The following is a 21006-nucleotide window of genomic DNA, read 5'->3' on the forward strand; positions in this document are numbered from 1 at the left end:
ACCCATGCCGCGGGCGTTTCTTGACCCGCATCAAGCCCCGCCTAGAGCCAGCCTTTGTACTTGAACCAGTAGTACGGAATGATCGCCGAGACCACCATCGCCACCAGCGCCATGGGGTAGCCCTCGGCCCAGGCCAGCTCGGGCATGTGGGTGAAGTTCATGCCGTACACCGTGCCCACCAGGGTCGGCGGCAGGAACAGCACGGCGGCGATGGAGAACACCTTGATGATGCTGTTCTGCTCGATGTTGATCAGGCCCAGGGTGGCATCGAGCAGGAAGGTGATCTCCCCGGCCATCTTGGTCTGGTAGTCGCTCAGCGAACGCACGTCGCGCTCCACCGACTTCATGCCCAGCTTCACCTCGTCGCTGATCCAGCCATTGCTGCCCTGGCGGAAGTAACCCAGCGGCCGGCTGATGCTCAGCAGGCTCTCATTGAGCTTGGACAGCAGGGAGTTCTTGCGCCCCAGCTGCTTCACCACTTCCTGCAGGTCAGCCTTCTCGGCGGCGGCCTGGCCTTCGCGGAAGATGCTGTTGCCCAGGCTGTCGAGCTGCTTCTGCACGTTCTCCAGCACGTCGGCGATGCGGTCCACCACGCTGTCCATCAGGGTCACGAACAGCTGGTCGCTGCGTCCTTCGCAGCCGCCACGCTGGGTGCGCGTCTCGAAGGTGCGGAAGGCCATCAGATCGGTGTAGCGCACCGTCACCAGCCAGTGCGGGGTCAGCACGCAGGTGACCTCCGAGGTGGTGGGGTTGTGTTCGCGGATGCCGCCGACCACGGTGGTGGTCATGTACAGCGCGCCGTTGCTCTCGTAGAAGCGCGAGGAGTCCTCGATCTCGGCCATTTCCTCGCGGGTCGGCACATCCACCGCGATGATCGACTCCAGCAACTGCTCCTCTTCCGCCGTGGGCTGGAACAGGTCGATCCACAGCGTGTCCTTGGGCATGCCGTGGCACTCGCTGCCGTTGTGGCGCACCAGGCGGTCGCCGACGAGGGTGTAATAGGTGATCATGTCGCCCGACAATCCTTTTACGCACCTGAAGTTGCCCCGCAGGTTGGCCAACTTCCCGGCGCTTCACAAGCCCAGCGGAGCATCCCGTGATGAGCGAACAAGACGACAGCGAAGAATCCTTCGCCGAAGACACCCTGGTCCAGGCCATCGAAAACCAGATCGAAAGCGAGAGCCCGCCGGCCGCCCGCGCGGTGTTCAACAAGCTGACCCTGGTCGGCTACGAGCGCGAGGATGCGCTGCACCTGATGGCCCTGGTGCTCGCCCACGAGATCGAAGCGATGCTCGCCGAAGACCGCCCATTCAATGGCGAGTGGTACGAGCAGGCCCTGCGCGCGCTGCCGACTCTGCCCGACGGCACTGTTGCCGAATGAGACAGCGGCATCAAGACCGCTTGCCGAACCGGCCGGACTTGAGACTACACTGAGGCCTCATTGACCATCGGGAGTTAGAAGAATGGCTTTCACGAAAGAAATGGTTGAGGAACTGGACCTGCTGGCGCTGTTTGACCTGGAGAACAGCCAGGCGGGCTTGAAAGTCCACCACGACGCTTCCGCCGCAGCCCAGGCGGCAGCCGGCCGGCTGCACGCCAAGGGCCTGATCGACAAGCAGGACGGCGGCTATCTCACCAACCTCGGCCTCGACGCCGCCGAGCACGCCCAGGTCCTTCTCGGCATCCTGCGCAGCTGACCTCAAGTTCCCCCCTGGGCGGGCGATAAACTGGCACACTTCCGAGCGCCGCATTCCCTGATGCGGCGCCGCTGGCCAGACAGCAGTACGCCATGACGCTCACCCACGAAATCCGCCCGGACCTCGACGACGGCATCGACCGAAAAGTGCTGGCGCAGCTGCGTCAGCGTTTTCTCAAGGTCAACCAGGCGCGTCTGCAACGGGCCAGCGAGGCACTGTCCACACGCCAGGAGCTGGTGCTCAAGCTGCTGCCGCTGCTGCTGGACGTGAACCACCCGCTGCTGCCCGGCTACGTCTCGGCCAGCACACCCGCCGGGCTGTCCAACTTCGTCCCGGACGACGAGATTCTCGCCGAGGCCCAGCGCCTGACCCGCTCCTTCAGCTACAAGACCCGTCGCGGCAACCCACCGCTGCCGATCCATGGGCTGTTCCTGATGGGCAGCCTGGGCACCGTCGCCCAGGCCGAACAGAGCGACCTCGACCTGTGGGTCTGCCACGCCTCCGACCTCACCGAGCGCGAGCTGACGGAGCTGCGCCGCAAGTGCGAGCTCTTGGAACAATGGGCCGCAACCCAGGGCGCCGAGGTGCACTGCTTCCTCGTCGACCCGCTGCGCTTCACCCAGGGCGCGCGCGAAGCCCGGCTGACCTCCGACGACTGCGGCACCAGCCAGCACTACCTGCTGCTCGACGAGTTCTACCGCACCGCCATCTGGCTCGGCGGGCGCACGCCGCTGTGGTGGCTGGTGCCGGTCTATGAAGAAGGCCGCTACGCCGAGTACTGCCAGACCCTGCTGAGCAAGCGCTTCATCCGCGCCGACGATTTCCTCGACCTCGGTCACCTGGCGCACATTCCCCCCGGCGAGTTCATCGGCGCCGGCATGTGGCAGCTGTTCAAGGGCATCGAGTCGCCCTACAAATCGGTGCTCAAGCTGCTGCTCACCGAGGTCTACGCCAGCGAGCACCCGAAGGTTGCCTGCCTCAGTCTGCGCTACAAGCAGGCGATCTACTCCGGCCAGCTGGACGTGGAAGAACTCGACCCCTACGTGATGCTCTACCGCCGCCTGGAGGAATACCTGGTGGCGCGCGGCGAGCAGGAACGCCTGGAGCTGATCCGCCGCTGCCTCTACCTGAAGGTCGGCAAGAAGCTCAGCCGACCGCCACGCCAGGGCCACAAGAGCTGGCAGCGCAAGGTCATGGAGCGCGTCTCGGCACCGTGGAAGTGGGACAGCCGCGCCTACGGGGCGCTGGACAGCCGCAGCCAGTGGAAGGTCCGCCAGGTGCTGCTGGAGCGCCGCGCGCTGGTCAACGAACTGACCCACAGCTACCGCTTCCTCTCGCAGTTCGCCCGCCTGCAGCAGGCCGCCAGCGGCATCAACGCCCGCGACCTGGGCATCCTCGGCCGGCGCCTGTACGCCGCCTTCGAACGCAAGGCCGGCAAGGTCGAGTTCATCAACCCCGGCATCGCCCCGGACATGGCCGAGGACATCCTCACCCTCGCCCACCTGCCCGCTGGCGAAGCGGGCAAGCCGCCTTACTGGGCGCTGTTCGGCGGCAACCTGTCGCTGCAGGAAATGGCCGACTTCGCCCCGCTGCGCCGCGCCCGCGACCTCATGGAGCTGCTCGCCTGGAGCCACCGCAACGGCGTGATCGACGCCACCACGCGGCTGTCGCTGCAACCGGGTAGCAGCGACCTCAGCGAGTTCGAACTGCAGAACCTGCTGGGCTGCCTGCAGCAGGCCGTACCGCTGCCGCTGCACGAGGTGCCGGAAAGCGCCCTGCTGCGCAGCGCGGTGCCGTCCCAGGTATTGCTGCTGGTCAACGTCGGCATCGACCCGCTGCGCCAGCACAGCCAGATGAACGTGCACATGACCACCGAGCGCACCGACTCCCTCGGCTATTCCGGCGTGCGCGAGAACCTGGTGCTGACCCTCGACCAGATCACCCTGAACAGCTGGAACGAGCTGCTGGTCAGCCGCTACTCGGGGCCCCACGCGCTGCTCGACTGCCTGCGTGAATTCCTCAACGCCGTGCCCGGCGATGCACCGCCGCCACGCCTGCTGGTGCGCTGCTACTGCCGCAACCGCGCCACGGCGATTGCCCAGCGCGTGGAGGAACTGTTCCGCGACGCCCATGCGCAGCTCGCCAGCGGCAAGGGCGGGCGCTACCTGCTGCAGGTGCGCCAGCACTTCCACCTGCTGCACCTGGTGCCGGGCAACGTCAGCCACCGGGTGATCGACGGGCTGCCGGCGCTGGTCGAGCACCTGGGCGACACCCAGGACGACAGCGGCTTCCTGCAACTGGACCGGCACGCGCTGGAGGGCGACGACCTCGCCATGATCCTGCCGCTGGGCCGCGCCAACACCGTGCAGGTGTTCTACCGCCTGGACGAAGGCAGCGCGGAAATCACCATCCTCGACGAGCGCAACGCCCTCTGGCGGCGGCGCCAGGAATACGACAGCGAGGAAGGCCTGCTGCTGCCGCTGCAACGCTTCCTGCAGTCGGTGCAGTACCGCCGCAACGCGGTGATCTCGCTACTGGAGGCCCAGGGCCCGGTAGGCGCCGACATTCTCTTCTACGAACTGGTGACCAACGGTCACCAGCGTGCCCAGCGCATCGAACGGCGCAACGCTCCACAAGCGCTGGAAGCGCTGCCGTTCTACAACGTGCAGGCGATCGTCGAACCGGGCGAAGGCCAGCGCGCGCGCACCACGCTGTTCTGCAACCACCGCGAGTTCTCGGAACTGGAGTTCGGCAGCGAGCTGTTCCAGGCCGTGGCCCGGCACATCCTCGATCGGCGGCGCGGACAGGAGCGCTACCCGTGCTACATCACCGACATGGACCTGTCGGCCATGCGTGAAGGCGGAGAGCTGCAGACGGTGCATTTCCTGCGCTACAAGCAGAGCCTGGAGCAGGCTCTGAACCGGGCGCTGGCCGAAGCCTGAACGGCTGGACCGGGCGCCCGGGGAGGGAGGTTCCCGACGGGAACTCAGCGATCGAAGTCGCCGGCCGCCTCGGGCTGGTATTCCACTTCCAACAGGGTCAGCTTCAGCGTCTTGCCGCTGGGAGCCGGCCAGTCGATGGTCTGCCCGGTAGTCAGGCCCAGCAGCGCGGTGCCGACCGGCGCCAGGATCGACACCTTGCCCTCGCCCTTCATGTCGGCCGGGTAGACCAGGGTCAGGTGGTATTCCTTGCCACTGCCTTCCTCGCGGCAGCGCACGGTGGAGTTCATCGTGACCACGCCCGGCGGTATCTCGTCGTGGCCGACGACCGTGGCACGGGCCAGCTCGGCCTCCAGCGCCTCGGCAGCGGGGCCGTACTCATCCAGGCTGTCGAGCATGCGCTCCAGACGTTGCAGGTCGAGTCGAGTAACGGTGATGGGTGTCGTGGTCATGATGGTTGGCAGTCTCCTTACAGGAGAGCCCCGGACGCTCGCGCGTTCGGGGCCCTGGGTGTTCTGGCAGTAAAGACGTTCGCGGGCGAACGCGCAGTGAATTCCAAAAAAAGAAAAACCCCGCCCAAGGCGGGGTTTTTCTGGACACTAACACAGCACAGAAAATAAGCAACACCGACCAGTCACCACTTCGGTGAGTGGTTGTTTCGGCGCTTTTCGCAGTCCGCCAGGATCGCCCGGCGGCGCTCGCCGTCCGCCTCGTTCCACTCCAGGATTTCGCCCAGGGTGCGCCCGCAGCCGACGCAGATATCCGCATCGTCCAGGCAGCAGCGCCGGCAGCAGGGCGAGGCGACGCTCGCCTGCGGTTCAGATGCCGGGGAAGTCGACATCCTCGCCCGCCTGCTCCAGGGTCGCGCGATTGAGCAGCGCACCCAGCGGTTCGCGGGTGCTGTCGCAGATCCACAGCGAGCCGGATTCGTCGTAGTCGAAATGGAAGCCCCCGGAACGCGCCGCCACCCACAGCTGGCGCAGCGCCGGCTGGCGGCTGAGGATCAGCTGGGTGCCATTCTCGAAGCGTACGGTCAGCACGCCGCTGGAATTCTCCAGGTCGAGGTCCAGGTCGCTGTCGTCGAAGGCGTCCTCCACCGTTACCTGCAGGGCGTCCACCAGGTCATGGAAGCGGGCTTCGCTCAAAGTGCTCATGCATCGTCCTCGGGATCAGTCAAAGGCACCAGTTTACGCCGGTATTCGCCCAGACTCTGCCCCGTCCAGCGTCGGAACGCACGGGCGAGCGAGCCGGCTTCGCTGAAGCCCAGCAGGTAGGCGATGTCGGCGCTGTCCAGTGCGGGGTCGCGCAGGTAGTGCAGCACCAGCTGCTGGCGGGTTTCGTCCACCAGCTGGCTGAACGACAGGCCGGTGTCGCGCAGCCGCCGCTGCAACGTGCGCGGACTCAGCGCCAGGGTCTGCGACAGGCGCTCAAGATCGGCGCCCTGCTCCGGCAGCTGCCTCGCCAGCTCCAGGCGCGCACGGTCGAGGACGTTGTCGCCCTTGTTGATCTCCACCAGCAGGCGTTCGGCGTAGGCATCCAGGGTGCGCTGCACCTGGGCGTCGGCCTGACCCAGAGGCAGCGAGAGCAGGCGTTTGGGGAAGACCAGGGCGTTGTCCGCCTGATCGAACAGCACCGGGCAACGGAAGATGCGCTGGTGCTCGCTGATATCGGCCGGGGCGCTGTGGCTGAAGCGCACTTCCAACGGCGCCTCGTCGACGCCGCTGACCCAGTGGCCGAAGCTGACCCAGCCGGCCAGCGTCTCCTCGCTCATCTGCCTTTGCTGCTGCGGCAGCAGTGGCTCCCAGCTGTGCTTCACCAGCGCCTCGCAGCCTGGGCGCGGCGGCTCGTCGGCCAGCTCGACACGGCCGAGGTTGCCCACCAGCGCGGCATAACGCGCCTGCCGGTGCAGGGCGTCGGAGAGGGTCGCGCAACTCATGATCAGGTAACCCAGCACACCGTAGTAGCCGGGGCGGACGGCCTCGCCCAGATGCAGGCCGAGGTTGTCGTCGCCGCTCAGGCGCACGCCGGCACCCACCAGCTCCAGATAGGCGCTGGCGGCGATACGCTGGTCGCGCTGGGCAAGAATCGAGGGTTCCAGGTGCACGGTGGCCAGCAACTGCGCCGGTTCCACACCCTGGCGCTGCAGATGTTCGACCAGGCCCTGCAGGTAGGCCACCGACACCGAGCTGGGCAGGGGATCGCGATAATCCATCGGCATTTCCATTTTTGCCGCCATCATAGGGCCACTGGCCCTTCCGGCGCGAGCCGCAAGCCCCGCCGGGCGGGCGCCCGCTTGAATAGGCAAGGCGGCGGGGGGTCGGTATACTCCGGGGCAATTGACGCTTTATTACAAGGATTCCGCCATGAAGCGACTGCTGCTTCCCTTCGTCGCGCTCGCCGTGTTCACCGCCGCGCTGGCCGGCTGCGGCCAGAAAGGCCCGCTGTACCTGCCGGATGACCAAAAGGCCAAGAACGAACACAGCAAGGACCGCTACGGTCTCTGAGGGCGCTTCCCATGGACGCCTTCAACGTCCGCGACGGGCAACCGGTCGTGGGAGTGGCGCCGTTTTCGGTGTACGCCCCGCGTTTCGACCTGCCGTTCTGTGTGACCGGTGAGCCCCGCTCCCGGCTCCGCAGCCCCGCCCCGGAAGAAGGTGACCTGCTGGCCGTACCTGCGGTCGGCGCCTATGGTTTCGTCATGAATTCCAACTACAACACCCGGTGCCGCGCCGCCGAGGTGCTGGCGGATCGCTCGGCCGCGCAGGCGTCACATCGCCGCGGGCCACATCAAGAGCGACTCGCCAGCGTAAGCCTGCAGCCGGACTGAGGCCGAGACGACGATGCTTCTGCGCTTTACCAAGATGCATGGGCTGGGCAATGACTTCATGGTCCTCGACCTGGTCAGCCAGCACGCCCATGTGCAACCACGCCACGTCAAACAGTGGGGCGACCGCAACTTCGGCGTCGGCTTCGATCAACTGCTGATCGTCGAGCCGCCGAGCACCCCGGACGCCGACTTCCGCTACCGCATCTTCAACTGCGACGGCACCGAGGTCGAACAGTGCGGCAACGGCGCGCGCTGCTTCGCCCGCTTCGTGGTCGACAAGCGCCTGACCGCGAAGAAGACCATCCGCGTGGAAACCAAGGGCGGCATGATCGAACTGACCATCGCCAATGACGGCCAGGTCGTCGTCGACATGGGCCCGCCGCGCCTGACGCCGGCACAGATACCGTTCCAGGCCGAAGCTGAAGCGCTGAGCTACAGCCTCGAAGTGGAAGGCCAGGCCTACGAGCTGGCAGCCATCTCCATGGGCAACCCGCACGGCGTGCTGCGCGTGGATGACGTGGACAGCGCGCCGGTGCGCACCCTGGGGCCGAAGCTCGAAGTCCATCCAAGCTTCCCGCAGAAAGCCAACATCGGCTTCCTGCAGGTGGTGAACCCGAACCAGGCGCGCCTGCGCGTCTGGGAACGTGGCGCCGGCGAGACGCTGGCCTGCGGCACGGGCGCCTGCGCCGCCGCGGTCGCCGGCATCCGCCAGGGCTGGCTGCAATCACCGGTACAAATCGACCTTCCCGGCGGACGGTTGTCCATCGAGTGGGCAGGACCGGGTGAGCCCGTTATGATGACCGGGCCCGCCGTGCGGGTGTTCGAAGGCCAGGTACGTCTATAACCGGGACGCTTATGACCGATACTCCGCAGGACCCCACCGTTACGCTCGAAGCCGAACAGGTCGCCGATTATCTTCGCCGGCACCCTGAATTCTTCGTCGATCATGACGAGCTGATCCCGGAGATGCGCATTCCGCACCAGCCGGGCGATGCCGTGTCGCTGGTGGAGCGCCAGGTCCGCCTGCTGCGCGAGCGCAACATCGAGATGCGCCATCGGCTGTCGCAGCTGATGGACGTCGCCCGCGACAACGACCGCCTGTTCGACAAGACCCGCCGCCTGGTGCTCGACCTGCTCGACGCCACCAGCCTGGAAGAAATCGTCAGCACCACGGAAGACAGCCTGCGTCACGAATTTCTCGTGCCCTACGTCAGCCTGATCCTGTTCAGCGACAACAACCTGCCGGTCGGTCGTTCGGTGAGCAGCGCCGAAGCGCACCAGGCCATCGGCGGCCTGCTGTCGGGTGGCAAGACCGTCTGCGGCGTGCTGCGCCCCCACGAACTGGCTTTCCTGTTCTGCGAAAGTGAACGCGAGCAGGTCGGCTCCGCCGCCGTGGTGCCGCTGACCTTCCAGGGCCTGCATGGCGTACTGGCCATCGGCAGCCCCGACCCGCAGCACTACAAGAGCTCGCTGGGCACCCTGTTCCTCGGCTACGTCGCCGAAGTTCTCGCCCGGACCCTGCCGCGCTTCTCCACGCCACTGCGCTCGGTGCGCTGATCCCGCCGGGCCTTCACCGCTGGGAGCTGATCGCTTGTCGCTCGAAGCCGATCTGGATGCCTACCTGGAACACCTGCGCAGCGAGCGCCAGGTGTCCGTCCATACCCTCGACGGCTATCGCCGCGACCTGCTGCGCCTCGCCGCACTCTGCGAAAAATCCTCGCTGAACGAGTGGCCTGCGCTGCAAGTGCGCGACCTGCGCATGTTCGTCGCCCGCCTGCACCAGCAGGGCCTCGCCAGCCGCAGCCTGGCGCGCCTGCTGTCGGCCACCCGCGGGCTGTTCCAGTACCTGATCCGCGAGGGCCGCTGCCGGCACAATCCCGCTCACGGCCTGTCCGCGCCCAAGGGCGCCCGCAAGCTGCCACGCACGCTGGATACCGACCGCACCGCGCAGTTGCTCGATGGCGGCGTCGAGGACGACTTCATCGCCCGCCGCGACCAGGCGCTGCTGGAGCTGTTCTATTCCTCGGGCCTGCGCCTCTCCGAACTGGTCGGCCTCGACCTGGAGTGGCTGGACCTCAAGGATGGCCTGGTGCGCGTACACGGCAAGGGCAACAAGGTCCGCGAACTGCCAGTCGGCCGCGCCGCACGGCAAGCCATCGAGAACTGGCTGCCACTGCGCGCCCTCGCCTCGCCGCAGGACAACGCCGTGTTCATCGGCCGCAGCGGCAAGCGCCTGACGCCCCGTGCGATCCAGCTGCGCGTGCGCGAAGCCGGCGTGCGCGAGCTGGGCCAGCACCTGCATCCGCACATGCTGCGGCACTCCTTCGCCAGCCACATGCTGGAGTCGTCCCAGGACCTGCGCGCGGTGCAGGAGCTGCTCGGCCACGCCGACATCGCCACCACGCAGATCTACACCCACCTGGACTTCCAGCACCTCGCCACGGTCTATGACCAGGCGCACCCACGCGCACGCCGTAAACCCGGAGCAGAAGAATGAGTATCCGCCTGGTCACCTTCGACCTCGATGACACGCTGTGGGACGTCGCCCCGGTGATGAACAGCGCAGAAGCCACCCTGCGCGACTGGCTGGCGGTGAACGCCGCGCAACTGGGCCCGGTGCCCATCGAACACCTGTGGGCGATCCGCTCGCGGCTGATGGAGCAGGACCCGATGCTGCGCCACCGGCTGAGCGAGCTGCGCCGGCGCATCCTGTTCCACGCCCTGCTCGATGCGGGTTACCCACAGGCCGAGGCCAGCGATCTGGCCGAAGCCGGCTTCCAGACCTTCCTCCAGGCGCGGCACCAGGTAGCGCTGTTCCCCGAGGTACACCCGACCCTGGAGCAACTGGCCAACCGCTTCATCCTCGGCGTACTCACCAACGGCAACGCCGACGTGCGCCGCCTGGGCCTGGCCGACTACTTCCAGTTCGCCCTGTGCGCGGAAGAGCTGGGCGTCGGCAAGCCCGATCCGCACCCCTTCCAGGAAGCACTCAAGCGCGGCGGCGTCGCGGCGGAACACGCCGTGCACATCGGCGACCACCCCAGCGATGACATCGCCGGCGCACGCCGCGCGGGCATGAAGGCGATCTGGTTCAACCCGGCGCGCAAGCCGTGGGATGGCGAAGAGGCGCCCAGCGCGATCATCCACAACCTCTCAGAATTGCCGGACGTTCTCGCCAAACTCTGACGGCTTTTCGTAGGAGCGAGCTTGCTCGCGAACCAAAGCTCCCGGCCAGCACGGGATTCAAACGGTTCGCGAGCAAGCTCGCTCCTACAGGTCCGTTACAAACGGACATGAAAAAGCCCCGCCACTCCTCTCGGAGCAGCGGGGCTTTTCGTATCGCGTCAGATATCAGATAGGGCGGCTGCCGTATTTGCTATCCGGCTTCTTCGGCGGGTCGGCCACGACGTTCGGCTCGATCTCCTGCACCTTGCCGCCGCGAGTGAGGAATTCCTCCATCGCACGGGCCAGTGCATCACGATCCTTCTGCTTGGCTTCGACCGAGGGCAGTTCCTCTTCTTCCGCAGCGGCCTTGGCTTTCTTGCCACCGCCCTTGGGAGAAGGGGCTTCATCCCCATCGCCGCTGTCTGCTTCGGCGTCGCTGTCGTCCGCTGCGGCGAGTTCCTCGCCATCGTCCTCGTCAGCGCCGTCCAGCTCGTCCTGTTCCAGTTCTTCGTCGCTCATCGTTCAACCTCTGTGGTGCTGCAAAGCACGTTAGTTATAGCCCAGCTGCGCGCTTTGACGAACGCCGCCGGAAAAAATTCATACAAGCTCGCCCTGCCAGGTCGCCACTATGCTGCGCGGGCCGCCGTGGTCACGGTGCTCGCCCAGATAGATACCCTGCCAGGTGCCCATTGCCAAGCCTCCCCCCTGTATCGGCAGCGTCAGCTGACAGCCCAGCAGGCTCGACTTGAAATGCGCCGGAAGGTCGTCAGGACCTTCGTAGTCATGTTCATAGCCGCTCTCGCCCTGGGGCACCAGGCGATTGAAGAATCGCTCGAAATCGCGGCGCACCGAGGGGTCGGCATTCTCGTTCACCGTCAGCGAGGCGGAGGTGTGCTGCAACAGCAGGTGCAGCAGGCCGACCCGGCACTTCGACAGCTCTGGCAGCGCAGCCAGGATCTCGTCGGTGACCAGGTGGAAACCTCGCGGGCGAGGGCGCAGGGTGATGCTCTTCTGCTGCCACATGGCGGGCAATCCTTCCGTCGCTAACGGTGATGCGCGCGCATTCTAGCGTGCTGTCAAAAAAAACAAAGGGCGCCCGAGGGCGCCCTTCGTCGAACTTGCGCTAACCCTTACAGGTTGTAGCCACGCTCATTGTGCAGGGAGAGGTCCAGACCCACGGTTTCCTCTTCCTCGGTGACGCGCAGGCCCATGACCAGGTCCAGGACCTTGAGGATCACGAAGCTGACGATACCGGTGTAGACGATGGTGAAGGCCACGCCCTTGAACTGGGTGAACAGCTGCGCGCCGATGTCGGTCACGGTGCCGAAGCCGCCCAGGGCCGGTGCTGCGAACACGCCGGTGAGCAGGGCGCCGACGATACCGCCGACAGCGTGCACGCCGAAGGCGTCCAGGGAGTCGTCGTAGCCGACGGCACGTTTGAGGCTGGTGGCGGCGAAGAAGCAGATCACGCCAGCGGACAGACCGATGACGATGGCGCCCATCGGGCCGCAGGTACCGGCAGCCGGGGTGATGGCGACCAGGCCGGCAACCACGCCGGAAGCGATGCCCAGGGCGCTCGGCTTACCGTGGGTGATCCACTCGGCGAACATCCAGCCCAGGGCGGCGGCGGCGGTGGCGATCTGGGTGACCAGCATGGCCATGCCGGCGGTGCCGTTGGCGGCAGCGGCGGAACCGGCGTTGAAGCCGAACCAGCCGATCCACAGCAGGGCGGCGCCGATAAGCGTGTAGCCCAGGTTGTGCGGAGCCATGGCTGCGGTCGGGTAGCCCTTGCGCTTGCCGAGCACGATGCACGCTACCAGGCCAGCGATACCGGCGTTGATGTGCACCACGGTGCCGCCAGCGAAGTCGAGCACGCCCCAGTCCCACAGCAGGCCGCCGTCACCGCTCCAGACCATGTGGGCGATCGGTGCATAGACCAGGGTGAACCACAGCGCGGTGAAGATCAGCATGGCCGAGAACTTCATGCGCTCGGCGAAGGCGCCGACGATCAGGGCCGGAGTGATGATCGCGAAGGTCATCTGGAACATCACGAAGACGCTCTCAGGGAACAGCGCGGCGGCGGAAGTCAGGCCGCTGGTGGTCAGGCCGCTGAGGAAGGCCTTGTCGAAGCCACCGACGAAGGAGGCGAAGTTGACCACGCCCTTTTCCATGCCGACGGTATCGAAGGCCAGGCTGTAGCCGTAGACGACCCAGAGGATGCTGATCAGCGCGGTGATCGCGAAGCACTGCATCATGATCGACAGGACGTTCTTGGCGCGCACCATGCCGCCGTAGAACAGCGCCAAGCCAGGGATGGTCATCAGCAGCACCAGGGCGCTGGAAATCAGCATCCAGGCCGTGTCACCGCTGTTCAGGACGGGGGCCGCAGCCTCGTCGGCCAAGGCCAGACCGGGCATTGCGAGAGGCAATAGGGCGCCTAGCCCTGCGTATTTGCGCAGAGTCATTGTTGTTTCTCCTGGGGCGTGGGGTTCGGTGTGGGCTTGGCTTAGATCGCGTCGGTGCCGGTTTCGCCGGTACGGATACGAATCGCCTGTTCCAGATTTACGACAAAGATCTTGCCGTCACCGATCTTCCCGGTGTTGGCGGCCTTGGTGATGGCTTCGATAACACGATCCAGCTGGTCATCGGCGATGGCGACGTCGATCTTCACCTTCGGCAGGAAATCGACAACGTATTCCGCGCCACGGTACAGCTCGGTGTGACCCTTCTGCCGGCCGAAGCCTTTGACTTCGGTCACAGTGATGCCCTGCACGCCGATCTCGGACAGCGACTCACGAACGTCGTCCAGCTTGAACGGCTTGATGATGGCTGTGACTAGCTTCATGTAACTCTCTCCCGTGTTTTGGTGGACCCGCCCCAGGAAGAACGAACCCGGAGACAAGTCTAAGCGCAGTGTCTGGCTTTTGTAATGCGCCGGCCGCCCTACCTCAGCACTCCGACTGCCTTGTTCGAAGCGATCCACCGCCTCGCCTGCCGCACCGGAACTGCATCGGTGCACGCCATGTATGCCCCAAAGCATGAAGCTTGCCAGTTCGTGAAAAGGCCCGTGGCATCAGGCACTTGGCCTTAAACCGGGCTTTCTGGCGAATCGCCAGCGCCGCTCTGGCGCACCGAAAGCGCGCACGCCAAGCGGGCACACTGCTCAAAAAGCGTGCAACCCCGCACGCCGCAGCGGCCGCTGGCTGCGTGATAGACTGCGCTCTGATTCAATCCGGAACCCATGAACCATGCTGCCGCCCAAAGCCTTCCTCGATGCCATCAGCCAACAAGCCGGACGCCTGTTCGGTGGCGAATCGCCCCTGCCGAAGGCCGAGCTGGAAGCCCAGTTCAAGGTTCTGATGCAGAGCGCCTTCAGCAAGCTCGACCTGGTCAGCCGCGACGAATTCGACGGCCAGATGGTCGTCCTGGCGCGCACCCGCGCCCGCCTCGAAGCGCTGGAAGCCAAGGTCGCGGAAATGGAAGCCAGGCTCTCGCCCGCCGCACCTGCCCCCGCCGCCGAAGAATAAGCCCCGCCTGGCGGGCGGCATGGAATCCAGGAGTGATCCATGTCCCTCGCCATCGTCCATAGCCGCGCCCAGGTCGGCGTGGAAGCGCCCGGCGTCACCGTCGAGGCGCACCTCGCCAACGGCTTGCCTTCACTGACCCTGGTCGGCCTGCCCGAAGGCGCCGTGAAGGAGAGCAAGGACCGCGTGCGCAGCGCCCTGCTCAACTCCGGCTTCGACTTCCCCAACCGACGTATCACCCTCAATCTCGCCCCGGCCGACCTGCCGAAAGATGGCGGGCGCTTCGACCTGGCCATCGCCCTGGGCATCCTCGCCGCCAGCGGCCAGTTGGCCGACGCTGCCGGGTTGGATGAGCTGGAATGCCTGGGCGAACTGGCGCTCTCCGGCACATTACGACCGGTGCCCGGCGTACTGCCCGCCGCACTGGCGGCCCGTGCCGCCGGCCGCGCCCTGGTGGTGCCGAAGGAGAATGCCGAGGAAGCCAGCCTCGCCAGCGGCCTGACCGTCTACGCTGTCGGCCACCTGCTGGAGCTGGCCGCGCACTTCAGCGGCCAGGAGCGCCTGCGCCCCTACGAGGCCAACGGCCTGATGCGGGTGACACCGCCCTACCCCGATCTCTCGGAAGTGCAAGGCCAGGCCGCTGCCAAGCGTGCGCTATTGGTAGCCGCCGCTGGCGCGCACAACCTGCTGTTCAGCGGGCCGCCTGGCACCGGCAAGACCCTGCTCGCCAGCCGCCTGCCCGGCCTGATGCCGCCGCTGGATGAAGACGAGGCGCTACAGGTGGCGGCGATCCACTCCGTCGCCGGGCGCGGGCCGCTAACCCACTGGCCGCAACGCCCATTCCGCCAGCCCCACCACACCGCTTCCGCGCCCGCACTGGTCGGTGGCGGCAGTCGCCCGCAGCCGGGAGAGATCACCCTGGCCCACGAAGGCGTGCTGTTCCTCGACGAGCTGCCGGAGTTCGATCGCAAGGTATTGGAGGTGCTGCGCGAGCCGCTGGAAGGCGGCGAGATCGTCATCGCCCGCGCCAACGGCCGGGTGCGCTTCCCGGCGCGCTTCCAGTTGGTGGCGGCGATGAACCCCTGTCCCTGCGGCTATCTCGGCGACCCCAGCGGGCGCTGCCGCTGCTCGCCGGAGCAGATCCAGCGCTACCGCGCCAAGCTCTCCGGGCCGCTGCTGGACCGCATCGACCTGCACCTCACTGTCAGCCGCGAAAGCACCAGCCTCGCGCCCAGCGGGCCGAGCACCAGCAGCGCCGAACTGGCCGTCCAGGTCGCCGCCGCACGCCAGCACCAGCTCACCCGCCAGGGCTGCGCCAACGCCTTTCTCACCCTGAAGAAGATGCACCAATATTGTGCACTGACCCCGGAAGACCAGGCCTGGCTGGAGAAGGCCGGCGAGCGCCTGAACTTGTCACTGCGCGCCCTGCACCGGATTCTCAAGGTCGCCCGCACCCTCGCCGACCTGCAGCAGGCGGACGCTATTGCCCGCCCGCACCTGGCCGAAGCGCTGCAGTACCGCGCGGGGCACTAGCCGGGCAGGTCCTGCGCGACGGCGAGGAGGTTCAGCTCGACCGCCGCGCCCTTCGGCAGTTGATAGACGCCGACCGAAGTGCGCGTGTGCACGCCGGCCGTACCCAGCACTTCGTACAGCACCGCCGAAGCGCCATCGGCCACCTCGCTCAGCTGGGTGAATTGCTCGGCGCACTGCACGAACACGTTGAGCTGCAGCACCCTGCGCACCCGGTCGAGATCGCCCAGTGCCTGGCGCACCAGAGCCAGGGCACGCATCACGCAGACCTTGGCCGCCCGCTGGGCATCGGCCAGCGATACCTCGCTGCCCACTCGACCGGTGACGACGATCTCATCACCCACCCGAGGAATCTGCCCACTGATGTGCACCTGGTTTCCGTCGATGAGGAAGGGCACGTAGTTGCCGCCGATCTTCATTTCACCGCTGAAGTCGTAGCCGAGTTCGGCGGCGATCCTTTCGAACGCAGCAGCGCGCGTCTCGCTCATAAGCACTCCCTGTAGGGTCAATTTCTGATCAGCAGCGCCAGAACGGCCGCATCGCTTCGATCACCGCCTGCTCGCGGGTCACGCCGATATCCTTGAGCTGCGCATCGGACAGCTCCAGCAGCTGCTTGCGCGTGCGCACGCGGCGCCAGAACTGCTGCCAGCGGTTTTCCTGCGGGGCGCGCGAGGCTTCGCGCACGCCGGGGATTTCCAGCAGTTCCTGTTGGTAAAGGGTCAGCCGCACATCGCTCAGGCCGCTCATGACGTCGCTCCTCCAGTCGGGTCTTTCAGACGTGTGACTAGCGTGACGAATCGGCGAAAAGCATTACAGATTCAACCTGAGGAAGTTTTTTCCATACAGAAACGGGCGAAATCCTTCTGAATGGCGTATTTTCTGCCGATCTGTACTGCATTCCGTCGAGCCGATCCGGCACGGGAGATCTGTCATGAAACGCTACGCACAGCTGGCCGCCACCCTTGGCGAGCGCATCGAGCAGGGCCTGTACCGCCCCGGCGACCGCCTGCCCTCGGTGCGTGCGCTGAGCGAGGAGCACGGCGTCAGCATCAGCACGGTGCAGCAGGCCTACCGCGTGCTGGAGGACTCCGGGCTGGTGGAGCCGCGACCGAAGTCCGGCTATTTCGTGCCCGAACGCCGCGAGCTGCCGCCGATGCCGGCAATGACCCGCCCGGCGCAGCGGCCGGTAGACGTATCGCAGTGGGACCAGGTGCTGGAACAGGTACGCCGGGCGCCGGGCGGCGATTTCGTCCAGCTCGGGCGCGGCACGCCGGACATCGCCAGCCCGTCGCTCAAGCCGCTGCAGCGCGCGATGGTGCACGCCGCGCGCAAGACCGACCTGCAGAGCCTGGGCTACGAAGGCATCCAGGGCTCGCTGCCGCTGCGCGAGCAGATCGCCCGGCTGATGCTGGACTCCGGCTGCCAGGTGCCGCCCAGCGAGATCGTCATCACCACCGGCTGCCAGGAAGCGCTGGCCATCACCCTGCGCGCCATCTGCGAGCCGGGGGATATCGTCGCCATCGACTCGCCGAGCTTCCACGGCGCCATGCAGGCGCTCAAGGCGTACGGCCTGCGGGCGCTGGAAATCCCCACCGACCCCACCAACGGCATCAGCCTGGAAGCGCTGGAACTGGCCATGGAACAGTGGCCGGTGAAGCTCATCCTGCTCACCCCCAACTGCAACAACCCGCTGGGCTACATCATGCCCGACGCGCGCAAGCGCGCCCTGCTGACGCTGGCGGCGCGCTATGACGTGCCGATCCTGGAAGACGACGTCTACGGCGAACTGGCCTATGCCTACCCGCGCCCGCGCAGCATCAAGTCCTTCGATACCGACGACCGCGTGCTGCTGGCCAGCTCCTTCTCCAAGACCGTGGCGCCCGGCCTGCGTACCGGCTGGGTGGTGCCGGGGCGCTACCTGGATCGCATCCTCCACTTCAAGTACATCGCCAGCGGCACCTGCGCACCGCAGCCGCAGATGGCCCTGGCCGAGTTCGTTGGCGGCGGTCACTACGAGCCGCACATCCGCCGCATGCGCGCGCAGTACCAGCGCCATCGCGACCTGATGACCGAATGGGTCGGCCGCTACTTCCCCGAGGGCGCGAGGGTTACCCGGCCGCGCGGCGGCTTCATGCTCTGGGTCGAGTTCGACCCGCTGTTCGACAGCGTGCGGCTGAACCAGGAGCTGCGCCGCGACACCGTGCAGGTGGCGGCGGGTAACATCTTTTCCGCATCGGGCAAGTACCGTAACTGCGTCCGCATGAACTACTCGAACCGCGACCTGGCGGTGATCGAGGATGCGGTGCGCAAGGTCGGCGCCTGCGCCAGGCGGCTGACCGCCGAGCTGCGCGAGCAGCAGGCCGAGCCAATGCCGGCCTGAGGCGAAACATTTATCCACAGCCCGGCGCTGCCGCGGGGCAGCGCCCTGCTGTACCTTGGTTTCCTTTTGCCAGGCACCCGCTTTGACCAGTCTCACCCTCGGCCCGCTGGCCATTCCCCTGCCCCACGTGCTGCTCTACCTCGGCTTCTTCGGCGCCCTGCTGGCCGGCTGGCTGGCCGGGCGCAAGCGCGGCGCCAACCCGGAAGGCGCGCTGTTCGCCATGCTCATCGGCGGCCTGCTGGTGGCGCGGCTGGCCTTTGTCGCACGCTACTTCGAGCAGTACGCGGCGACGCCACTGAGCATCGTCGATATCCGCGATGGCGGCTTTCTCGCCCTGCCGGGGGTGATTGCCGCCGCGCTGATCGGCGCGCTGCTGGCCTGGAAGCGGACAGAGCTGCGCCGCCCACTGGCCGTCGCCGCTGTTGTGGGTGTGTGCCTGTGGGGTGGCGGCAAGGCGGTGACCTCAGCGCTGGACCGCAGCCAGCAGATTCCCGCACTCAAGGTGATGGACCTGCGCGGCGCCGCCGTCGACCTGCGCGCGCTGGACGGCCGGCCCATGGTGGTCAACCTCTGGGCCACCTGGTGCCCGCCGTGCCGGCGCGAGATGCCGGTGCTGGAGGCCGCGCAGAAGCAGCGCAGCGATGTGCGCTTCCTGCTGGTCAACCAGGGCGAGAACGCCGAGGCCGTGCAGCGCTTCCTGCGCGACCAGGGCCTGAGCGACGCGGCAGTGCTGCTCGACAGCGGCAACCGCCTCGGCCAGGCGACCGGTTCCTACGGCATGCCCACTACCCTGTTCTACGACGCCCAGGGGCGCCTGAAGCACAGCCAGATGGGCGAACTGTCCGCCGCCAGCCTGGAGTACGGGCTGGGCCAGCTCAAGGACTGACTCGCCCGGCGCTTCAGCGGAAGCGCCCGACCTCGTCGCGCAGGCCGGCGGCCAGGCTGTCCAGCTCGCGCACGGTGTGCGCCAGGTCCGCCACCACCTGACGCTGTTCGCTGTTGGCCTGGGCGATGCCCTGCAGGTTGCTGCTGAGCAGGGTCGCGGTGCGGCTCTGCTCCTGGGTTGCGGTGGTGATGGCGGCGAACTGCTCGCCGGCCGCGCTGCTCTGCTGGGAGATTTGCGCTAGCGCCGCGGCAACCTTCTCGTTCAGCGCCAGCCCGTGCTGCATCAGTTGGCTGCCCTGCTCGATGGTCTCGGTGGCGCTGCCGGTGTCCTGCTGGATGGCGCCGATCATCTGCGAGATTTCCGTGGTAGCGGCCTGGGTGCGCGCCGCCAGGCTGCGCACTTCATCGGCCACCACGGCGAACCCGCGGCCTTGCTCGCCGGCACGGGCGGCCTCGATGGCGGCGTTGAGCGCCAGCAGGTTGGTCTGCTCGGCAATCGAGGTGATCACCCCGACGATGCTGCCGATTTCCTGGGAACGAGCACCCAGGCGGCTCACCCGCTCCACGGTCTGCTGCAGCGCGCCGGCGATCTGCGCCAGCGCGGCGGAGGCATCGTCCATGGACTGCAGGCCGATGCGCGTCTGCCGGGTGTTCTCGCTGGCCATCCGCTCGGTGCTGCGCATGTTGTCGGCGATGTCCATCGAGGTGGCGCTGAACTCCTCCACCGCGCCGGCCATGCTGTTGATCTCGCCGGACTGCTGCTCCATGCCGGCATAGGCGCCGCTGGAGAGGCCCGACAGCGAACGTGAGCAATGCCCCACTTCCTCAGCCGCGCCACGCACGCGCTCGACCATGCTGGAGAGCGCCGCGCCCATCTGGTTGAAGCTTCGCGCCAGGTCGCCGATCTCGTCACGGCTGGCCACCGACAGGCGCGCGCCCAGGTCGCCAGCACCCAGCGCATGGGCCTGGCGCACCAGGTCGCCCAGCGGCCGCAGGCGACGTTGCAGCAGCCAGGTGGTGGCGATCACCGCCAGCAGCATGGCAATCAGGCTGCCCATGGCCAGTTGGCCACCGACGCGCCAGGTCACCGCGCGGATTTCGTCCTTGGGCATGCTCGCCACGACCGTCCAGGGGCCGCCGGCGAAGGGCTGCGCCACGCTGTAGAAGTCGTCCTGGCCGTCGCTCCAGAAGCGCCCACGGCCGGGGCTGTCCAGCAGGCCGGCGAGGTTGTCGGCGGCGCGCTCGGGATTGCGCGCACCGGCCGGCGGCACCAGCCAGTGGTGCTGTTCGTCCAGCAGCGCCAGCGAGCCGCCCTGGCCGAGGCGGAAGCGGCCGAGGTTGTCGAACTGGCGCTTCTGCGCGTCGGTGTAGTCGAAGCCGACGAACAGCACGGCGATCACCCGCCCGCTGGCATCGCGCACCGGGGTGTACTGGGTCATGTAGAAACGGTCGAACAGCAGTGCGCGGCCGACGTAGCTTTCGCCGCGCATCAGCAGCGGATAGGCCGGGCTGTTGTGGTCCAGCACGGTGCCCATGGCGCGGCTGCCGTCCTGCTTCATCAGCGAGGTGGTGATGCGCACGAAGTCCTCGCCATCGCGCACGAACACGGTGGCGACGCCGGCGGTGAGCTGGCGGAATTCGTCGACCAGGGTGAAGTCGCCATTCAGGCGGGTGTCGCCCAGGTACAGCGCCGGGGCTTGCAGTGCGGCGACCGGCACGCGCTCGTCCATGCGCGCTTTCAGGCCGGCGGCGAAGCGCTGCTCGAACAGGCCGGCGAGGCGCTGGGTGCTCTCGCGCAGGGTGCCGTGGAAGGTTTCCAGCTGGTCCGCCAAAAGGCGCGCTTCGCTGGCGAGGTGTTCTTCGCGGGTGGTCAGGGTAGCGCTGTCCAGCGAGCGCAAGGCAAACAGCGTGCTGCCGCTGATCAACAGGATCAGCAGCACAGCCAGGGCCATCGCCAACTGCAGGGCGATGCGGGAGCGGGGTTGAGTCATTTTCTGTTTCTGCACGCAACGGCAGGCCGTCGCCCGTGGTTCGAGGAGCGGCCAGCTTCGGTTCGAGG

Annotated in this window: 24 protein-coding genes and 1 pseudogene; 13 read left to right on the top strand and 12 right to left on the bottom strand. The window is 67.0% G+C overall.

Annotated features, from left to right (window positions below; translation table 11 throughout):
- Positions 1–41: 41 nt before the first annotated feature.
- Positions 42–1010 (bottom strand): magnesium transporter CorA family protein, encoded by a 969-nt coding sequence (locus QO207_RS08310; protein WP_301531991.1) that lies wholly within the window; start codon positions 1008–1010, stop codon positions 42–44.
- Between the two features lie 89 nt (positions 1011–1099).
- Between QO207_RS08310 and QO207_RS08315 the strand changes: the two genes are divergently transcribed.
- The 3 genes from QO207_RS08315 (at position 1100) to QO207_RS08325 (ending at position 4639) form a co-directional block, all read left to right on the top strand.
- Positions 1100–1381: a hypothetical protein gene (locus QO207_RS08315; protein WP_301531992.1), complete on the top strand. Its 282-nt coding sequence runs from the start codon at positions 1100–1102 to the stop codon at positions 1379–1381.
- A gap of 82 nt (positions 1382–1463) precedes the next feature.
- The gene (locus tag QO207_RS08320; RefSeq protein WP_301531993.1) at positions 1464–1697 is read left to right on the top strand and encodes a TIGR02647 family protein; all 234 of its coding nucleotides are present in this window, start codon (positions 1464–1466) and stop codon (positions 1695–1697) included.
- A gap of 92 nt (positions 1698–1789) precedes the next feature.
- Positions 1790–4639 carry a class I adenylate cyclase gene (locus QO207_RS08325; RefSeq protein ID WP_301531994.1) on the top strand — a complete coding sequence of 950 codons (2850 nt, stop codon included), beginning with the start codon at positions 1790–1792 and terminating at the stop codon, positions 4637–4639.
- A gap of 44 nt (positions 4640–4683) precedes the next feature.
- Here QO207_RS08325 and rnk read toward each other — a convergent pair whose 3' ends face one another.
- The 4 genes from rnk to QO207_RS08345 form a co-directional block, all read right to left on the bottom strand.
- Positions 4684–5088: a nucleoside diphosphate kinase regulator gene (rnk, locus tag QO207_RS08330; RefSeq protein WP_301531995.1), complete on the bottom strand. Its 405-nt coding sequence runs from the start codon at positions 5086–5088 to the stop codon at positions 4684–4686.
- Between the two features lie 182 nt (positions 5089–5270).
- Complete coding sequence (locus QO207_RS08335) at positions 5271–5477, bottom strand: DUF1289 domain-containing protein (RefSeq protein ID WP_301531996.1); 207 nt, start codon at positions 5475–5477, stop codon at positions 5271–5273.
- A complete protein-coding gene (cyaY, locus tag QO207_RS08340; protein ID WP_301531997.1) occupies positions 5455–5790 on the bottom strand; it encodes an iron donor protein CyaY in 336 nt (111 codons plus the stop codon). Before cyaY ends, QO207_RS08335 begins: the two co-directional genes overlap by 23 nt.
- On the bottom strand, positions 5787–6848 hold the full coding sequence (locus tag QO207_RS08345; RefSeq protein ID WP_301531998.1) for an AraC family transcriptional regulator: 1062 nt from the start codon (positions 6846–6848) through the stop codon (positions 5787–5789). Before QO207_RS08345 ends, cyaY begins: the two co-directional genes overlap by 4 nt.
- A 151-nt stretch (positions 6849–6999) precedes the next feature.
- Here QO207_RS08345 and QO207_RS08350 point away from each other — a divergent pair, with 151 nt between their 5' ends.
- From QO207_RS08350 to QO207_RS08375, 6 genes and pseudogenes are all read left to right on the top strand, one after another.
- Positions 7000–7140 carry a lipoprotein gene (locus QO207_RS08350; protein WP_301531999.1) on the top strand — a complete coding sequence of 47 codons (141 nt, stop codon included), beginning with the start codon at positions 7000–7002 and terminating at the stop codon, positions 7138–7140.
- 92 nt (positions 7141–7232) lie between these two features.
- Positions 7233–7397: pseudogene (locus QO207_RS08355) on the top strand (diaminopimelate decarboxylase); the annotation flags it as partial.
- 79 nt (positions 7398–7476) lie between these two features.
- The gene (gene dapF / locus QO207_RS08360) at positions 7477–8307 is read left to right on the top strand and encodes a diaminopimelate epimerase (protein ID WP_301532000.1); all 831 of its coding nucleotides are present in this window, start codon (positions 7477–7479) and stop codon (positions 8305–8307) included.
- Positions 8308–8318: 11 nt separating this feature from the next.
- Positions 8319–9020 (top strand): DUF484 family protein, encoded by a 702-nt coding sequence (locus QO207_RS08365; protein WP_081515190.1) that lies wholly within the window; start codon positions 8319–8321, stop codon positions 9018–9020.
- Positions 9021–9054: 34 nt separating this feature from the next.
- A complete protein-coding gene (xerC, locus tag QO207_RS08370) occupies positions 9055–9960 on the top strand; it encodes a tyrosine recombinase XerC (protein ID WP_301532001.1) in 906 nt (301 codons plus the stop codon).
- Positions 9957–10649, top strand: coding sequence for an HAD family hydrolase (locus tag QO207_RS08375; protein WP_301532002.1), 693 nt, complete (start codon positions 9957–9959; stop codon positions 10647–10649). The genes xerC and QO207_RS08375 overlap by 4 nt, the downstream gene beginning before the upstream one ends.
- A gap of 165 nt (positions 10650–10814) precedes the next feature.
- Here QO207_RS08375 and sutA read toward each other — a convergent pair whose 3' ends face one another.
- From sutA to glnK, 4 genes are all read right to left on the bottom strand, one after another.
- Positions 10815–11147: a transcriptional regulator SutA gene (sutA, locus tag QO207_RS08380; protein WP_045215410.1), complete on the bottom strand. Its 333-nt coding sequence runs from the start codon at positions 11145–11147 to the stop codon at positions 10815–10817.
- Positions 11148–11225: 78 nt separating this feature from the next.
- Positions 11226–11651, bottom strand: coding sequence for a secondary thiamine-phosphate synthase enzyme YjbQ (locus tag QO207_RS08385; protein WP_253447487.1), 426 nt, complete (start codon positions 11649–11651; stop codon positions 11226–11228).
- 107 nt (positions 11652–11758) lie between these two features.
- Positions 11759–13093, bottom strand: coding sequence for an ammonium transporter (locus tag QO207_RS08390; protein ID WP_301532003.1), 1335 nt, complete (start codon positions 13091–13093; stop codon positions 11759–11761).
- 41 nt (positions 13094–13134) lie between these two features.
- A complete protein-coding gene (gene glnK / locus QO207_RS08395) occupies positions 13135–13473 on the bottom strand; it encodes a P-II family nitrogen regulator (protein WP_003457590.1) in 339 nt (112 codons plus the stop codon).
- 403 nt (positions 13474–13876) lie between these two features.
- On the opposite strand from glnK, the gene QO207_RS08400 reads away from it, so the two are divergent.
- Positions 13877–14155: an accessory factor UbiK family protein gene (locus QO207_RS08400; RefSeq protein ID WP_301532004.1), complete on the top strand. Its 279-nt coding sequence runs from the start codon at positions 13877–13879 to the stop codon at positions 14153–14155.
- A gap of 39 nt (positions 14156–14194) precedes the next feature.
- Positions 14195–15685, top strand: a complete 1491-nt coding sequence (locus QO207_RS08405; RefSeq protein ID WP_301532005.1) for a YifB family Mg chelatase-like AAA ATPase — start codon at positions 14195–14197, stop codon at positions 15683–15685.
- On the opposite strand, the gene QO207_RS08410 is transcribed toward QO207_RS08405, so the two are convergent.
- Positions 15682–16170, bottom strand: a complete 489-nt coding sequence (locus tag QO207_RS08410) for a RidA family protein (RefSeq protein WP_301532006.1) — start codon at positions 16168–16170, stop codon at positions 15682–15684. The genes QO207_RS08405 and QO207_RS08410 overlap by 4 nt on opposite strands.
- A gap of 28 nt (positions 16171–16198) precedes the next feature.
- Positions 16199–16429 (bottom strand): DUF1127 domain-containing protein, encoded by a 231-nt coding sequence (locus QO207_RS08415; RefSeq protein ID WP_301532007.1) that lies wholly within the window; start codon positions 16427–16429, stop codon positions 16199–16201.
- 184 nt (positions 16430–16613) lie between these two features.
- Here QO207_RS08415 and QO207_RS08420 point away from each other — a divergent pair, with 184 nt between their 5' ends.
- Positions 16614–18062: a PLP-dependent aminotransferase family protein gene (locus QO207_RS08420; RefSeq protein ID WP_301532008.1), complete on the top strand. Its 1449-nt coding sequence runs from the start codon at positions 16614–16616 to the stop codon at positions 18060–18062.
- Positions 18063–18144: 82 nt separating this feature from the next.
- Positions 18145–18948, top strand: a complete 804-nt coding sequence (locus QO207_RS08425) for a TlpA disulfide reductase family protein (protein ID WP_301532009.1) — start codon at positions 18145–18147, stop codon at positions 18946–18948.
- 13 nt (positions 18949–18961) lie between these two features.
- Here QO207_RS08425 and QO207_RS08430 read toward each other — a convergent pair whose 3' ends face one another.
- Complete coding sequence (locus QO207_RS08430; RefSeq protein WP_301532010.1) at positions 18962–20938, bottom strand: methyl-accepting chemotaxis protein; 1977 nt, start codon at positions 20936–20938, stop codon at positions 18962–18964.
- Between the last annotated feature and the right edge of the window lie 68 nt (positions 20939–21006).

The sequence above is a fragment of the Pseudomonas sp. CAN1 genome (assembly GCF_030462585.1).
GTDB lineage: Bacteria > Pseudomonadota > Gammaproteobacteria > Pseudomonadales > Pseudomonadaceae > Pseudomonas.

Bases quoted from the DNA above. Each gene is read 5' to 3' on its own strand.
- QO207_RS08310 (WP_301531991.1), bottom strand. From the start codon at position 1,010: ATGATCACCTATTACACCCTCGTCGGCGACCGCCTGGTGCGCCACAAC.
- QO207_RS08315 (WP_301531992.1), top strand. From the start codon at position 1,100: ATGAGCGAACAAGACGACAGCGAAGAATCCTTCGCCGAAGACACCCTG.
- QO207_RS08320 (WP_301531993.1), top strand. From the start codon at position 1,464: ATGGCTTTCACGAAAGAAATGGTTGAGGAACTGGACCTGCTGGCGCTG.
- QO207_RS08325 (WP_301531994.1), top strand. From the start codon at position 1,790: ATGACGCTCACCCACGAAATCCGCCCGGACCTCGACGACGGCATCGAC.
- rnk (WP_301531995.1), bottom strand. From the start codon at position 5,088: ATGACCACGACACCCATCACCGTTACTCGACTCGACCTGCAACGTCTG.
- QO207_RS08335 (WP_301531996.1), bottom strand. From the start codon at position 5,477: ATGTCGACTTCCCCGGCATCTGAACCGCAGGCGAGCGTCGCCTCGCCC.
- cyaY (WP_301531997.1), bottom strand. From the start codon at position 5,790: ATGAGCACTTTGAGCGAAGCCCGCTTCCATGACCTGGTGGACGCCCTG.
- QO207_RS08345 (WP_301531998.1), bottom strand. From the start codon at position 6,848: ATGGATTATCGCGATCCCCTGCCCAGCTCGGTGTCGGTGGCCTACCTG.
- QO207_RS08350 (WP_301531999.1), top strand. From the start codon at position 7,000: ATGAAGCGACTGCTGCTTCCCTTCGTCGCGCTCGCCGTGTTCACCGCC.
- dapF (WP_301532000.1), top strand. From the start codon at position 7,477: ATGCTTCTGCGCTTTACCAAGATGCATGGGCTGGGCAATGACTTCATG.
- QO207_RS08365 (WP_081515190.1), top strand. From the start codon at position 8,319: ATGACCGATACTCCGCAGGACCCCACCGTTACGCTCGAAGCCGAACAG.
- QO207_RS08375 (WP_301532002.1), top strand. From the start codon at position 9,957: ATGAGTATCCGCCTGGTCACCTTCGACCTCGATGACACGCTGTGGGAC.
- sutA (WP_045215410.1), bottom strand. From the start codon at position 11,147: ATGAGCGACGAAGAACTGGAACAGGACGAGCTGGACGGCGCTGACGAG.
- QO207_RS08385 (WP_253447487.1), bottom strand. From the start codon at position 11,651: ATGTGGCAGCAGAAGAGCATCACCCTGCGCCCTCGCCCGCGAGGTTTC.
- QO207_RS08390 (WP_301532003.1), bottom strand. From the start codon at position 13,093: ATGACTCTGCGCAAATACGCAGGGCTAGGCGCCCTATTGCCTCTCGCA.
- glnK (WP_003457590.1), bottom strand. From the start codon at position 13,473: ATGAAGCTAGTCACAGCCATCATCAAGCCGTTCAAGCTGGACGACGTT.
- QO207_RS08400 (WP_301532004.1), top strand. From the start codon at position 13,877: ATGCTGCCGCCCAAAGCCTTCCTCGATGCCATCAGCCAACAAGCCGGA.
- QO207_RS08405 (WP_301532005.1), top strand. From the start codon at position 14,195: ATGTCCCTCGCCATCGTCCATAGCCGCGCCCAGGTCGGCGTGGAAGCG.
- QO207_RS08410 (WP_301532006.1), bottom strand. From the start codon at position 16,170: ATGAGCGAGACGCGCGCTGCTGCGTTCGAAAGGATCGCCGCCGAACTC.
- QO207_RS08415 (WP_301532007.1), bottom strand. From the start codon at position 16,429: ATGAGCGGCCTGAGCGATGTGCGGCTGACCCTTTACCAACAGGAACTG.
- QO207_RS08420 (WP_301532008.1), top strand. From the start codon at position 16,614: ATGAAACGCTACGCACAGCTGGCCGCCACCCTTGGCGAGCGCATCGAG.
- QO207_RS08430 (WP_301532010.1), bottom strand. From the start codon at position 20,938: ATGACTCAACCCCGCTCCCGCATCGCCCTGCAGTTGGCGATGGCCCTG.